Annotated in this window: 14 protein-coding genes; 6 read left to right on the top strand and 8 right to left on the bottom strand. The window is 69.9% G+C overall.

The window, feature by feature from the left end:
* Positions 1 to 66: 66 nt before the first annotated feature.
* A complete protein-coding gene (locus O3Q52_RS09895) occupies positions 67 to 699 on the top strand; it encodes a TetR/AcrR family transcriptional regulator (protein ID WP_269648446.1) in 633 nt (210 codons plus the stop codon).
* A gap of 400 nt (positions 700 to 1,099) precedes the next feature.
* On the top strand, positions 1,100 to 2,575 hold the full coding sequence (locus O3Q52_RS09900) for a sensor histidine kinase (protein ID WP_269648447.1): 1,476 nt from the start codon (positions 1,100 to 1,102) through the stop codon (positions 2,573 to 2,575).
* A 256-nt stretch (positions 2,576 to 2,831) separates the two neighbouring features.
* Here the strand turns inward: O3Q52_RS09900 and O3Q52_RS09905 are convergent, their stop codons facing one another.
* Together O3Q52_RS09905 and O3Q52_RS09910 are read right to left on the bottom strand one after the other, a co-directional pair.
* Positions 2,832 to 3,089: a WhiB family transcriptional regulator gene (locus O3Q52_RS09905; RefSeq protein WP_016639615.1), complete on the bottom strand. Its 258-nt coding sequence runs from the start codon at positions 3,087 to 3,089 to the stop codon at positions 2,832 to 2,834.
* 318 nt (positions 3,090 to 3,407) lie between these two features.
* Positions 3,408 to 4,376 (bottom strand): diacylglycerol kinase family protein, encoded by a 969-nt coding sequence (locus O3Q52_RS09910; protein WP_269648448.1) that lies wholly within the window; start codon positions 4,374 to 4,376, stop codon positions 3,408 to 3,410.
* Between the two features lie 134 nt (positions 4,377 to 4,510).
* On the opposite strand from O3Q52_RS09910, the gene O3Q52_RS09915 reads away from it, so the two are divergent.
* Complete coding sequence (locus O3Q52_RS09915) at positions 4,511 to 4,960, top strand: hypothetical protein (RefSeq protein WP_055615662.1); 450 nt, start codon at positions 4,511 to 4,513, stop codon at positions 4,958 to 4,960.
* A 145-nt stretch (positions 4,961 to 5,105) separates the two neighbouring features.
* Here O3Q52_RS09915 and O3Q52_RS09920 read toward each other — a convergent pair whose 3' ends face one another.
* The 3 genes from O3Q52_RS09920 to O3Q52_RS09930 form a co-directional block, all read right to left on the bottom strand.
* Positions 5,106 to 6,257 carry an RNA polymerase sigma factor SigF gene (locus O3Q52_RS09920; RefSeq protein ID WP_269648449.1) on the bottom strand — a complete coding sequence of 384 codons (1,152 nt, stop codon included), beginning with the start codon at positions 6,255 to 6,257 and terminating at the stop codon, positions 5,106 to 5,108.
* On the bottom strand, positions 6,254 to 6,667 hold the full coding sequence (locus tag O3Q52_RS09925) for an anti-sigma regulatory factor (RefSeq protein ID WP_055512819.1): 414 nt from the start codon (positions 6,665 to 6,667) through the stop codon (positions 6,254 to 6,256). The genes O3Q52_RS09920 and O3Q52_RS09925 overlap by 4 nt, the downstream gene beginning before the upstream one ends.
* A gap of 251 nt (positions 6,668 to 6,918) precedes the next feature.
* Positions 6,919 to 7,179 (bottom strand): UBP-type zinc finger domain-containing protein, encoded by a 261-nt coding sequence (locus O3Q52_RS09930; protein WP_200395925.1) that lies wholly within the window; start codon positions 7,177 to 7,179, stop codon positions 6,919 to 6,921.
* A 61-nt stretch (positions 7,180 to 7,240) separates the two neighbouring features.
* Here O3Q52_RS09930 and O3Q52_RS09935 point away from each other — a divergent pair, with 61 nt between their 5' ends.
* Positions 7,241 to 8,836, top strand: a complete 1,596-nt coding sequence (locus O3Q52_RS09935; RefSeq protein WP_269648450.1) for a Na+/H+ antiporter — start codon at positions 7,241 to 7,243, stop codon at positions 8,834 to 8,836.
* A gap of 36 nt (positions 8,837 to 8,872) precedes the next feature.
* On the opposite strand, the gene O3Q52_RS09940 is transcribed toward O3Q52_RS09935, so the two are convergent.
* The 3 genes from O3Q52_RS09940 to O3Q52_RS09950 form a co-directional block, all read right to left on the bottom strand.
* Complete coding sequence (locus O3Q52_RS09940) at positions 8,873 to 9,814, bottom strand: 1-aminocyclopropane-1-carboxylate deaminase/D-cysteine desulfhydrase (protein ID WP_269648451.1); 942 nt, start codon at positions 9,812 to 9,814, stop codon at positions 8,873 to 8,875.
* 67 nt (positions 9,815 to 9,881) lie between these two features.
* A complete protein-coding gene (locus tag O3Q52_RS09945) occupies positions 9,882 to 10,472 on the bottom strand; it encodes an N-acetylmuramoyl-L-alanine amidase (RefSeq protein ID WP_269648452.1) in 591 nt (196 codons plus the stop codon).
* 137 nt (positions 10,473 to 10,609) lie between these two features.
* Positions 10,610 to 10,843: a hypothetical protein gene (locus O3Q52_RS09950; RefSeq protein WP_189837561.1), complete on the bottom strand. Its 234-nt coding sequence runs from the start codon at positions 10,841 to 10,843 to the stop codon at positions 10,610 to 10,612.
* A 265-nt stretch (positions 10,844 to 11,108) separates the two neighbouring features.
* Between O3Q52_RS09950 and O3Q52_RS09955 the strand changes: the two genes are divergently transcribed.
* Both O3Q52_RS09955 and O3Q52_RS09960 read left to right on the top strand, forming a co-directional pair.
* Positions 11,109 to 12,515 carry a family 2B encapsulin nanocompartment shell protein gene (locus O3Q52_RS09955; protein WP_189837562.1) on the top strand — a complete coding sequence of 469 codons (1,407 nt, stop codon included), beginning with the start codon at positions 11,109 to 11,111 and terminating at the stop codon, positions 12,513 to 12,515.
* Between the two features lie 112 nt (positions 12,516 to 12,627).
* A complete protein-coding gene (locus O3Q52_RS09960; RefSeq protein WP_269648453.1) occupies positions 12,628 to 13,758 on the top strand; it encodes a family 2 encapsulin nanocompartment cargo protein polyprenyl transferase in 1,131 nt (376 codons plus the stop codon).
* Positions 13,759 to 13,931: the final 173 nt, after the last annotated feature.

The following is a 13,931-nucleotide window of genomic DNA, read 5'->3' on the forward strand; positions in this document are numbered from 1 at the left end:
TCGCTACAAAAAGACCGTACAACGAGCCGCGGACATTTCTCTAGCACCCGCTATACAATTCACTCCATGGTGAGCAGCCACGACATCAAGGACGCCGCCGGTCCGGCCTCGAAGCCCCGCGGCCGCCCCCGCTCCTTCGACCGCGAGACCGCGCTGGAGAAGGCGATCCTGGCCTTCTGGGAGCACGGCTACGAGGCGACCTCCGTCTCGGACCTCACCCAGGTCATGGGTATCGGCGCCCCCAGCCTCTACGCGGCCTTCGGCGACAAGCGCTCGCTCTTCGACGAGGTCGTGCGCGAGTACGGCAAGAGGTACGGCTCGTTCGGCGCCCGCGCCCTCGCCGAGGAGCCGACGGCCCGGGCCGCGGTCGAGCGGATGCTGCGCGAGGCCGCGGCCGAGTACACCGAGCCGGGCCGCCCGCACGGCTGCCTGGTCGTCCACGCGGCGACCAACTGCACCACTCCGGAGGTGGAGGAGTCCCTCCGTGAGCGGCGCAACGCGAACATCACCGCCTTCGAGAGCCGTATAAGGTCCGGCGTCGCCGCGGGTGAGCTGCCCGCGGACACCGACGCGGCGGCCCTGGCCAGGCACACGGGAGCCATGATCCAGGGCATGTCCCAGCAGGCCCGCGACGGCGCCACCAAGGAGGAGCTGGAGGCGCTCGCCGAACTCGCCATGCGAATCTGGCCCCGCTCGTGAACCGCTCGGGGATAGGCTGCGTGGTGGATGTAGGACGTGAGTTGTTGGATAAAGAGACAACAACAAACATCCGCCAACGCATGGACAGTCGAGAGTGGTCTAGTCCACAATCGTACAAAGCTTGAGAATGCAACTTGATGATCAAGCCGTCCGTATGACCAAGCCTCCGTCTTCCCCGCACAGGAAGACGGACCGAGGAGCCGGCGCTCTCTGCCCTGACTGCACCGGATCCTCGTCTTCGGCCGAACGGGACCGCACACCCCGCGGCCGATGTTGCTCCGGGCTGCGGTGCCGGGAGGGTTGAGGGTCCCTCTCAGGCGCCGCGGCCCGCGGGTGTTTCCGGGCCCGTGCGGGTGGCCGATATCGGAGCATGTCGCACCCGGCGGGTACGCTCGCACACGTGCCCTCCATGAACGACCTCGTCCGCCAGCACACCGCCCTAGGTGACTCCGACCTCGAGTGGCTGCACCTGCTGGTCTCGGAGTGGCAGCTGCTCTCCGACCTCTCCTTCGCGGACCTCGTCCTGTGGGTTCCCACCCGTGACGGCACCCGCTATGTCTCGGTCGCCCAGATGAGGCCCAACACCGGCCCCACCTCGTACCAGGACGACATGGTCGGCCACCTCGTCCCGCGCGGCCGCCGCCCCATGCTGGACGCGGCCCTGGACGAGGGCCGGATCGTCCGCGAGGGCGACCCGGAGTGGCGCGAAGAGGTTCCCGTCCGGGTCGAGTCGATCCCCGTGCGCAGGGAGGGGCGAGTCCTCGGCGTCATCGCCCGCAACACCAACCTCCTCACCGTGCGCACGCCCTCGCGGCTCGAACTCACCTATCTGCAGAGCGCGTCCGACCTCGCACAGATGATCGCGGCCGGCTCCTTCCCGTTCCCCAACCAGCAGGTCGACATGGACGCCTCGCCGCGGGTGGGCGACGGCCTGATCCGGCTGGACGCGGAAGGCATCGTCCAGTACGCGTCACCGAACGCGCTGTCGGCGTACCACCGTCTCGGCCTCGCCGCTGACCTGGTCGGCCACCACCTCGGCAAGACCACGGCCGAACTCGCCCCGTCCCGCGGCCCGGTGGACGAGGCGCTGGCCAAGGTCGCCAGCGGCTGGGCGCCCCGCGAGTTCGAGATCGAGAGCGCCGACGGCGTGATCCAGCTGCGCGCCATCCCGCTCAAACCCAAGGGCACACGAGTGGGTTCGCTCGTACTCCTGCGTGATGTGACCGAACTGCGGCGCCGCGAGCGGGAGTTGATCACCAAGGACGCGACCATCCGGGAGATCCACCACCGGGTGAAGAACAACCTTCAGACGGTCGCGGCCCTGCTCCGCCTCCAGGCCCGCCGTATCGAGTCCGACCGGGGCCGTGAGGCGCTCGAAGAGGCCGTGCGCCGGGTCGGGTCGATCGCCATCGTGCACGAGACGCTCTCCCAGAACCTGGACGAGCGTGTGGAGTTCGACGAGATCGCCGACCGGGTGCTCGCCATGGTCGCCGAGATCTCCCCGGGCAAGGTCGTCGGCCGGCGCACCGGACGCTTCGGCATACTCGACGCCGAGGTCGCGACCCCGCTCTCCATGGTCCTCACGGAGATCCTGCAGAACGCGCTGGAGCACGGCTTCCGGGAGGGCGACCGCGGCACGGTCGAGGTGTCCGCGGTCCGCGGCGGCAGCACCAAGGAGGCCCGCCTCCTGGTCACCGTCCAGGACGACGGCATCGGTCTGCCCGAGGGCTTCGACCCGCACCGCTCGGGCAACCTGGGCCTGCAGATCGTACGGACGCTGGTGGAGGGGGAGTTGGGCGGCACCTTCGACATGGTCCGCGCCCCCGAGCGCGGAACGCAGGTCGTCCTGGACATTCCCGTGGTGCCCCACAAGTGACACACAGGCAATCCGCACCATTACTCCACGCGCACGCTGCGTAATCATCACGAGTCGCCGGGAGCGGCCGGCGGTCGCCGGGCACCCCACGAAGACGCAGCCGCAAACAGCAATGAGCCCCGGACCGTTTTCCGGTCCGGGGCTCATCGTGCTCGTTGCTATCTGCGCATCGGGGGTACTGCGCGCTGCGGCTCGGGGGCGGGATATGCGTACTCGCTGTACGCGCCGCCAAGCTCAGGCCGTGTGGGGCGGGTTGTCAGGCGGATGCCTGGCGAGCCCGGTTGCGGGCGGCGCGGCGCTTCATGGCGCGGCGCTCGTCCTCGCTGAGACCACCCCAGACGCCGGAGTCCTGGCCGGACTCGAGCGCCCACTGCAGACACTGCTCCATGACGGGGCAGCGACGGCAGACGGCCTTGGCTTCCTCGATCTGCAGCAGCGCAGGACCGGTGTTGCCGATGGGGAAGAAGAGCTCGGGGTCTTCCTCGCGGCAAACGGCGTTGTGACGCCAGTCCATGGCTGCTACCTCTCCTTGGTATTACATGCACGTTGCTTGTGAATGTGAACGCTTTCACGAATCCCTCAACAAGTGAAGGGCCGACTACCAGACGGACTGGTGTGGTCCTGTGAATTGAGGAGGGGTTCCGGCGCTCTGTGGGGGCGATGTTGCGGCCCGTCCCGAGCGCCACAAAGAGACTCGCAAACCTCAGCGGCGGATACAACCCCTACCGGAAAGTTTTTTTTGATTCCTCGGTGTCGACTAGGTCACAGCCGTACTTCCATGGGGTGGATCCTGGCCTAAACGTTCGAGTGGAAGGACTTTAGCCCGTTCCGCTCACACAATCACACGCAGTGCACGACGAACGCCTGTGAACGTCACGCTCGTACGCAGTCCGAGGTGGTCGCCGTCCATCTGGAGGGGGAGTGGGACCTTCGAATGCAAGGTGAAGTCGGTCAGGTCGTGCAGGGACACCGCATGCTTCCCATGGGGTCCGCGTTCGGGGGACGAAGTGAGCAACTGGGTGCCATACCGGGCAACCGCGGTCGTCGACATGCGGCTGAGACCGAGTACGTCGAGCCCGGTATCGAACGAGGCCTTAGGTGACGCGTACACCGGGCGATTGCCCAGATACGTCCACGGAGAGGTGTTGCAGACTATCGACAGCACCAAATCGGTCACCGGGTCCGCGCCGGGCCGATCCAGCGTGATCGTGCCGTGGCGGCGGTGGGTCTCCCCGAAGAACTGGCGCATCGCCTGGCGCAGGTAGAGGGAGTGCGTGGAACGCTTGCCGCGCTCGCGGTGCTGTTCGACGCGGCCGACCACGCCGGCGTCGAAGCCGAGGCCCGCGTTGAAGGTGAACCAGCGGGCGGGGACGCCTTCGTCCTCACTGCCCGGGGTGCCCGCGGCAAGGCCGAGGCCCACCGTGCGCTGCCGGCCCTCGCGCAGCGCGTCGAGGAGGGCGCCGGTGGCCTCCACGGGCTCGTTCGGCAGGCCGAGGGCGCGCGCGAAGACGTTGGTGGAGCCGCCGGGGACGACGGCGAGGCCGGGCAGCCGGTCCGGGTCGGGGCCGCCGTGCAGCAGACCGTTCACGACCTCGTTGACCGTGCCGTCGCCGCCGAGGGCCACGACCAGTTCTATGTCCTTGCTCTCCGCGGCCTGCCGGCCGAGGTCCCTGGCGTGCCCGCGGTACTCGGTGGTGACCGCTTCGAGCTTCATCTCGCTCGCCAAAGCGTGGATCAAGACGTCACGCGTGCGCGCGCTTGTGGTGGTTGCTGCCGGATTGACCACGAGAAGTGCACGCATGCGATGCAGCGTACCTACCGCGTGGTACTCGGCCCATACCGAGGTAAGGATCAGGTGTGAGGGGCACTACACAGCGGGTTCCCGGGGTGCCCCGGGGCCGTTGGCGGGTACGGGGTGAGAGCTACTCTTCAGGGGTGAGTTCTGAGCAGAAATCGACCCCGGACACCTCCGACGCCGAACCCCGGCCCACGCGGCTGACCGTCGCGGCGGCACTCGCCGCGCTGGAAGGGCTCGCCCTTGTGGTCGGCGGCGGCTACATGCTGGTGATGGGTCTCACGGGGCACCCGGACGACCGCAGTCAGGCCGTCACCGGGGGTGTGACGCTGATCGTGCTCGCGCTGCTTCCGCTGCTGGCCGCGCGCGGGCTGTTGCTGCGGCGCGGGTGGAGCCGGGGGCCGGCGATCATCACGCAGATCATGGCGCTGCCCGTCGCGTACAACCTGCTTCAGGCCGACAGTCTCGCCATTCCCGGGGGGATCGCCCTGGCGGTGGTGGCTGTCGCGGCGCTGGTGCTGATCGTGAATCCGGAGACGACCAGGGCCCTGGGGATCACCGGGCCGGGTGGCGTACGGGAGTCGAAGTAGGCCGGGGTGCGCTGACGGCGCACTGCTGGGGTGGGTCTGCGGGCGTACTGGGTCTGCGGGCCCGCTGTGGCTGATCGCGCAGTTCCCCGCGCCCCTTGAAAGAAGACCGCATGGTGCCCGCGCCCCCGCAGAGGGGCGCGGTCTGTTACTCCTCGACCAGGAGCTTTTCCCGGAGCTGGGCCAGGGTGCGGGCCAGCAGGCGGGAGACGTGCATCTGGGAGATGCCCACCTCCTGGGCGATCTGGGACTGGGTCATGTTGGCGAAGAAGCGAAGAAGGAGGATCCGCTTCTCGCGCGGTGGGAGATCTTCCAGGAGGGGCTTGAGGGACTCGCGGTACTCGACGCCCTCCAGGGCCTCGTCCTCGGCGCCCAGGGTGTCCGCGACCGCCGGGGACTCGTCGTCCGTGTCGGGGACGTCCAGGGACAGCGTGGAGTACGCGTTGGCCGACTCCAGGCCCTCCAGGACCTCCTCCTCCGAGATGCCGAGCTTCTCGGCCAGCTCGTGGACCGTGGGCGAGCGGCCGTGCAGCTGCGAGAGCTCCGCGGTCGCCGTGGTGAGAGCGAGCCGCAGCTCCTGCAGCCGGCGCGGCACACGCACCGCCCAGCCCTTGTCGCGGAAGTGCCGCTTGATCTCGCCGACCACCGTCGGAGTCGCGTACGTCGAGAACTCGACGCCGCGCTCCGGGTCGAAGCGGTCGACCGACTTGATCAGGCCGATGGTGGCGACCTGAGTGAGGTCGTCCAGCGGCTCACCGCGGTTGCGGAAGCGGCGCGCGAGGTGCTCCACGAGCGGCAGATGCATCCGGACCAGCCGGTTGCGCAGCTCCGCGTACTCCGGGCTGCTGGGGTCCAGCTTGCGCAGTTCGATGAACCTGGCCCGCGCCCCGGCGCGGTCGTGGGGGTCGTGCTGCGTACCCGACGCGCCGCTGTCGGCATTTCGTTCGTGCTCGTGCTGCTCGCTCATGATCCCGCCCGTCACCCGCCGCCGCCCTTCCGAGGACGTCCCCCCAGACTCCGTCCGGGGGGACCCCCTCTGCGCGGCAACGTCTGGATCCTGTCGCCCGTCACTGTCGGAGAGCGCCTCGCGCCCGTCCTTGTCGATCGGCTCTTCCCGCCGAGGCGCTTCTTCGGCCGCCGCGGAGGCGATGTCCTCCGGATGCGGCCGGGCCTGCTGCTCGGGGATGCCGTCGACACCTTCCGCCAGACGCCGAGGCCCGGTCGGGCCGTCCTCGCCCTTGCCGGGAAGTTCCCGTGTGCCGCGCTCTTCGTCCCGCACCGGCCCGTCCCCGTTCCTCACGCCGGCCCGGGTCCCGCGCCGCGCTGTTTGTAGAGGCTGATCGAAACGGTTTTGTCGTCGGCCACCGAGGAGGACACCTTGCCGGCGAGGGCCGACAGCACGGTCCAGGCGAAGGTGTCCCGCGCGGGGGCATGGCCGTCGGTGGTCGGGGCCGAGACGGTCACCTCGAGCGAGTCGTCGATCAGGCGGAAGACACAGCTGAGCACGGAGCCCGGCACCGCCTGTTGCAACAGGATCGCGCACGCCTCGTCCACGGCGATGCGCAAGTCCTCGATCTCGTCGAGGGTGAAGTCCAAACGCGCCGCGAGGCCGGCTGTGGCCGTGCGCAGCACCGACAGGTAGGCACCCGCAGCCGGCAGCCGGACTTCCACGAAGTCCTGGGTCGCGGGCTCGCCTGCGATCTGGGACACCCTCACCTCCAAGGTGGTACAAGCTCTTTCGGGGGCCGAGGGTCGCCCCCCGGGGTAACGCGCAACGTGGTTCAGCGGTGACGCTATCGCGCTCTCAGGTTTCCTGTCCCCGGGACCCCAACCCCTTGCTGTCACTCATAGTAAACCTATGGATACGCACAGTGGCTAGGGGTCTGCGGGCCCAATTGGGAAGAGCGCGCGCCGGGTTGACGTACCCAACGGTCAGAGGGTCGAACCGTCCGGATCCCTCGTCACACGAGTACGTGGTCGACGAAGCACCAGCGCCAGTTCTCTCCGGGCTCGAACGTGCGCATGATCGGGTGTCCCGTCTTCTTGAAGTGCTCCGTCGCGTGCCGCAGCGGCGACGAGTCGCAGCAGCCCACGTCTCCGCAGATGAGACACAGTCGCAACTGCACGGGGTGCGAGCCGGCCGCCAGACACTCCAGGCAGGTCTCGCTCAGTGGCTCGGGTTCTGGATGCGGCAGCGCGTCGGCGTGCGTGCACTGTTTCATGATTGCCAGATTACGTCGGGCGTGCGGGAATCCGCGCGGAAACGAAGGTGGGCCGAAGCTGATGCATGTGATGCCCCTCCTCCTGCTGGTCGCGGGCAGCGCCGTGGTCGCCGGCGCGGCCCGCCGTACCCCGGTGCCCGCGCCGCTGCTGCTGGTCGCCGCGGGCCTGATCGTCTCGTACCTGCCCGGGGTCCCCGAATACACCCTCGACCCCGACGTGGTGCTCCCGCTGGTACTGCCCCCGCTGCTCTACACGGCGGCCACGGACAGCTCGTACCTCGATCTGCGGGCACAACTCAGGCCGGTCGCACTGTTGTCGGTCGGGTACGTGCTCTTCGCGACGCTCGTCGTCGGCTGGGCCGCCTACATGATCGTGCCGGACCTGTCGCTGACGGCGGCGCTCGTGCTGGGCGCGGTCGTGGCGCCGCCGGACGCGGTGGCGGCCACGGCGGTGGCGCGCCGGGTCGGGCTGCCCTCCAGAGTCACCACGATCCTGCAGGGCGAGTCCCTGGTGAACGACGCGACCGCGATCACCGCCTACCGAGTGGCAGTCGCCGCTGCCGTCGGTGAGGGCGCGACCTGGGCGGGCGGCATCGGCGAGTTCCTGCTCGCGGCGATCGGCGGCATCGGCATCGGAGTCGTCCTGATGGTGCCGCTCCACTGGCTGCGCACGCACCTGAAGGAGGCCCTTCTCCAGAACTCCCTGTCGCTGCTGATCCCGTTCTTCGCGTACGCGGTCGCCGAGCAGGTGCACGCCTCCGGAGTGCTCGCCGTGGTCGTCGTCGCGCTCTACCTCGGGCATCGCAACTGGGAGGTCGACTTCGCGACCCGCCTCCAGGAGGAAGCGGTGTGGAAGATGGTCGCGTTCATCCTGGAGTCGGCGGTCTTCGCACTGATCGGCCTGCAGCTCCCGATCGTCCTCAAGGGCCTCGACGAGTACGAGGGAGTGAGTGCCGCCTGGTATGCGGTGGCCGTCTTCCTGGTCGTCGTCGTGTCCCGCTTCGTGTGGGTGTATCCCGCGACCTTCCTGCCGCGCATCCTGTCCAAACGGATCCGGGAACGAGAGGACGACCCCACCTGGAAGGCGCCCTTCATCATCAGCTGGGCCGGGATGAGAGGCGTGGTCTCGCTCGCCATCGCCTTCTCGATCCCGCTCACCGCGGAGGGCGGGGAGGAGTTCCCGGGCCGCAATCTGATCCTCTTCCTGACCTTCACGACGGTGATCGGCACGCTGGTCGTGCAGGGGCTGACACTGCCCCCGCTGGTCCGGTTGCTGAAGCTGCCCGAGCGGGATCTGCAGGCCGAGACGCTCGCGGAGGCGAACGCCCAGGCGCAGGCGTCCCGGACCGCGGAACGCCGCCTGGACGAACTCCTCGACGACGAGCGCAACGCGCTGCCGCCGCCGCTCGCCGACCGGCTCCGATCGGTCCTGGAGCGTCGCCGCAACGCCGTGTGGGAGCGGCTCGGGACGGTGAACCCGGTGACCGGGGAGACCGCCGACGACACGTACCGGCGGCTGTCGCGCGAGATGATCGGCGCCGAGCGGGCGATGTTCGTGAGACTCCGGGACGGCCGCTACATCGACGACGAGATGCTCCGGACGCTGCTGCGGCGCCTGGACCTGGAGGAGGCGGCGGCGTTCCGCGAGGCGACGTAGGGCCTGGAGCAGACCCGGCCAAGGCCTGCAGCAGGCCTAGAACCGGTCGGCGGGCCGGGGGTGGGGGCTGCCGGTGACGACCGCCGCGATCGTCGTCCCGCGCGCGAACGCGCCCTCCTCGGCGAGGGCGACAAGTCCGTACAGCAACTTGGCGACATAGAGACGCTCCACGGGCAGGCCGTGGCGCTGTTCGAAGTCGGCTGCGAACGCGTCGAGTTCGGGTGGCGTACGGGCGTAACCGCCGAAGTGGAAGCGGTCGTCGAGCGACCAGTCGCCGCGCGGACCGCCGAAGGCCTCGTCCTGGAGCGTACGTATCTCCGCGTCGAGGAAGCCGCCCTTGAGGACGGGTACGCCGAGGGCGCGCCGGCCCGGGCCGAGGCCTGCGGCCAGGCCCGCGAAGGTGCCACCCGTGCCGCAGGCGACCGCGGCCACGTCGACACCGCCGTGGTCGCGCAGCTCCTGGCCGAGGGCCCGGCAGCCCAGCACGGCAAGGGAGTTGCTGCCGCCCTCCGGGATCACGTACGCGTCCTCGGCGGCGCACGCGCGAAGGAGCTCGGCGAGTGTCTTCGGCTCGCTCTTGCGGCGGTACATCGATCTGTCGACGAAGTGGAATCGCATGCCGTCGGCCGCGCACTGGGCCAGGGACGGGTTGAGCGGGCGGTCGGCGAGCTCCTGGCCGCGGACCACGCCGACGGTGGGCAGGCCCAGGAGGCGGCCCGCGGCGGCGGTGGCCCGCAGATGGTTCGAGTACGCGCCACCGAAGGTGAGGACCGTGCGGCCCGCCGCCGCCCGCAGGTTCGGGGCCAGTTTGCGCCACTTGTTGCCGACCAGCTCCGGGTGGATCAGATCGTCCCGCTTGAGCAGCAGCCGGACACCGCGCCGCGCGAACCGCTCGTCCACGGCCTCCCGCACCGGGGACGGCAGCCGTGGCCGCAGGGCGGCCAGGCCGAGCGCTTCAGGGGTCTCGGGGCTGATCACCCACCCATTGTCGGACACGCGTCCGAGCGGGGCAGGACCACGGCGGCACGGGCCCGCCACCAGGGCGCTACTTCAGCCGTTCGTGGATGCGATCCCGCATGGCCGCCATCGTGAAGCCGCGGGGGTCGATCTTGCCCGGCTGCCATTCGAGGTGGCCGATGACCGAGCGTGCCGTCCAGCCGTGGTGGCGGCAGACCGCTACCGCGGCGCGCTCGATGGCGTCGAGCTGGGCTTCGGGCCAGGGATCCTCGCCGTCGCCGAGGTTCTCGCACTCGAAGCCGTAGAAGTGGCGGTTGCCGTCGGTGTTGGCCTCGTTGTCCGGCGGGAGGGCCTTCTCCGCGATGACCGCGCGCAGGACGTCGTCGTCGCCCAGGCCCGCGTGGTTGGAACGGCCGTAGCCGACGAGGTGGACTCTGCCGTCCTTGGTGATGACACCGTGGCACAGCGGGCCGGGCAGGCCGCTGTAGCCGTCACGGCAGATCTCGACCGTGCGCCGGCTGCCCGATGTCACCGTGTGGTGGATCATCACGCCGTGGACCGGGCCCCACGGGCCCTTGTGATTGCGGTTGTGATGCTCCCAGTCGCCGACCTCGACGACGGTGAGCCCTTCAGCCTTGAGCCGGCTCAGAAAGCTGCCCGCGGACATGGGTGGGGCCATGACCGCCTCCTTACAGGGCCGCGACGGCCACCCGACGTGGCCGTCTCGTACTGCTGCCTGTACCCGGTCTCCCCGGTCGGGACCACTTCTTCGCACGGCGTGCGAGCCGATCCGGTCAGCGGTACGCGCGGACCGCCTCAGGCGCGCAGAAAGCCGTCCCCGTGCGTCGCGATGTGGCTCTCCACGGCCTGGAGGGCCTGCTGCGTGGCCTGCGGGGAGCCGCTGCCGCGCCGCTCCGCGAGATAGGCCGCGCCCAGGCTCTTCAGCAGATCGCCGCCCGCCCGCTGTGCCTGGACGTCGTCGAGCTTCTGCTTGCCCTGCGTGAGGCCGCGCTGTGCTTGTTCCTTGGCGCGGTCCAGGAAGCCTGCCATTGCCGTCTCCTCATGATTCGTCCGTGTTGCCGGTTGAACGGGCGGCCCGATCTTGAAGTTCCCGATCGGGAAGCGACCGGGAGGTGATCGGGAAGATTCACCTCGCCGGGCCGGCCGGTCGCCCGGACGTGTCGGCCCGGGCGGGGCTCTCCGTTATGCCCTGCTTTCGAAGATCCATTCCCCCTCTTTCGTGTAATGGCACCGGCACGGTCCGTGATGGAAGAGTTCTCGGCGCAGCTCATTGCACGATGGGGAGGGCAATTTCATGTCGGTAGGCGAAGAGATCCGCGCGGACCAGGATCAGCCGCAGAAGAGTCTCGGCACATCCGCGGCGCGGAACCTGGCCACCACCACCAAGTCCGCGCCACAGATGCAGGAGATCAGCTCACGATGGCTGCTGCGCATGCTGCCGTGGGTGAACGTGCAGGGCGGCACATACCGCGTGAACCGCAGGCTCAGCTACTCGGTGGGCGACGGTCGCGTGACGTTCGTGAAGACCGGTGACCGCGTACAGGTCATCCCCGCGGAGCTCGGCGAACTGCCGGCACTGCGCACCTACGAGGACCCGGAGGTGCTCGCCGAGCTCGCACAGCGCTGCCAGCAGCGGGAGTTCGACCCCGGCGACGTGCTCGCCTCCTTCGGCAGCCAGGCCGACGAGGTGTTCCTGCTCGCACACGGCAAGGTCGAGAAGATCGGCACGGGTCCGTACGGGGACGACGCGGTCCTCGGCGTCCTCGCCGACGGCGCCTACTTCGGCGAGCAGGCGATCACCGACCCGGAGGCGATCTGGGAGTACACGGCCCGCGCGGTCACGGCCTGCACGGTGCTCGCCCTGCCCCGCCAGGACCTCGACCAGATCGCCGAGCGCTCCGAATCCCTGCGCGAGCACCTTCAGCAACTGCGCGCGATTCCCACGCAGCGCGCCAACAACTACGGCGAGAAGGAGATCGACCTCGCCGCCGGCCACACCGGAGAGCAGGCCATCCCGGGGACGTACGTCGACTACGACGCGGCACCGCGCGAGTACGAACTCAGCGTCGCCCAGACCGTGCTGCGCATCCACACGCGCGTGGCCGACCTATACAACCAGCCGATGAACCAGACCGAGCAGCAGTTGCGGCTCACGGTCGAGGCGTTGAAGGAGCGCCAGGAGCACGAGCTCATCAACAACAGGGAGTTCGGGCTGCTCAACAACTGCGAGTACGACCAGCGGCTGCAGCCCCACGACGGCGTACCGAGCCCGGACGACCTGGACGAGCTGCTCACCAGGCGGCGCGGCACCAAGCTGCTGCTCGCCCACCCGCGCGCGATCTCCGCGTTCGGCCGCGAGCTCAACAAGCGGGGGCTCGTCCCGGAGACCCTCGACATGGGCGGCAACCGCATTCCCACCTGGCGCGGCGTGCCGATCTTCCCGTGCAACAAGATCCCGGTCACCGAGGCCCGCACGACCTCGATCATCGCCATGCGTACCGGCGAGGCCGACCAGGGCGTCATCGGACTCCAGCAGGCCGGCATCCCGGACGAGATCGAGCCGAGCCTGTCCGTGCGGTTCATGGGCATCAGCGAGCAGGCGATCATGTCCTACCTGGTGACGACGTACTACTCGGCCGCGGTCCTGGTGCCCGACGCGCTCGGGGTCCTGGAGAACGTCGAGATCGGCCGCTGGAGGTGACGTCCCGTACGGCGCGCGCCGTGTCCCCGTCCACCGGTGCGGGTGGACCGACGGGGTACGGGCCCGTGGCCGGCGGAACCGCCTCCGTCCGCGCACTCCGCGAAGCGGATCCATGGGTGAGCTCATGACGGAGACGCAACAGAGCCCGCTGCCGGCCGTGGAAGGACCGGAAGCGCGGGGAGGACCGGTGCCGGGTGGCGTGCCCGGCGGGCGGCGGGGTTCGCCCGACGGGCAGGAGGCCGCCGGGATCCTGGAGCGGTCCCGGGCGTCGGTCGACCCCGAACTGCGCCGGGTCATCGAGACGTTGCCCGGTCCGTTGCGCCGCATCGCGCTCTACCACTTCGGGTGGGAGCACGCGGACGGCAGCCCGGCGGCGGGGAACGCGGGCAAGGCGATCCGGCCGGCGCTCGTGCTCACCGCGGTCCGGGCGCTCGGCGGACAGCAGGAGACGGCCGTACGGGCGGCCGCCGCGGTGGAGCTGGTCCACAACTTCACCCTGCTGCACGACGACGTGATGGACCGGGACACCACCCGCAGACACCGGCCCACCGCGTGGGCGGTGTTCGGCGACGCCGACGCGGTCCTCGCCGGGGACTCGCTGCAGGCGCTGGCCCACCAGTTGCTCGCCGAGGATCCGCATCCGGCGTCCTCGGCGGCGGCCGCGCGGCTCGCGAGCTGTGTCGTCGAACTGTGCGCGGGCCAGCACACGGACACCGCGATGGAGCGCCGCGGTCCCGACGACGTCACGCTCGACGAGGTGCTCGCCATGGCCGAGGCCAAGACGGGGGCGCTGCTCGGCTGCGCGTGCGCGCTCGGGGCGCTGTACGCGGGGGCCGGAGAGGAGGACGTCGACGCCCTCGACGCGTTCGGGCGGGAGGCCGGGCTCGCCTTCCAGCTCATCGACGACGTGATCGGCATCTGGGGGGACCCGAGCCGCACCGGCAAGCCGGCCGGGGCGGACCTCATGGCCCGCAAGAAGTCCCTCCCCGTGGTCGCCGCGCTCGCCTCCGGCACACCGGCCGCGGCCGAACTGGCCGAGCTGTACCGGGTTCCGTACCGCGACGGCGATCTGGAGCGTACGGTCCTCGCCGTCGAGCGGGCGGGTGGGCGTGACTGGGCCCAGGTCCAGGCCGCCGACCGGATGGCCAGGGCCCTGCAGCACCTGTCCCGGGCCGTCCCGGACCCGGAGGCGGCCGGAGGGCTTCTGTCACTGGCGGAGTTCGTGACGCGGCGGAGCACGTGAGTCCGGGCCACGGATTGGAGCGGCGAGTGAGCCGGGTGAGCCGGGTGAGCCGGGTGAGCCGGGTGCGACGGGTGCGACGGGTGAAGGGTGATCGAAGGGCGGCGCGTATGTAGAGATCAGGAGGCCGATGCCGTGCGGTGCCCGCGGGGACGCGGCAGCCGAAGCCGTACGGC

Source organism: Streptomyces sp. ActVer, assembly GCF_027270795.1.
GTDB classification, from domain to species: Bacteria; Actinomycetota; Actinomycetes; order Streptomycetales; family Streptomycetaceae; genus Streptomyces; species Streptomyces umbrinus_A.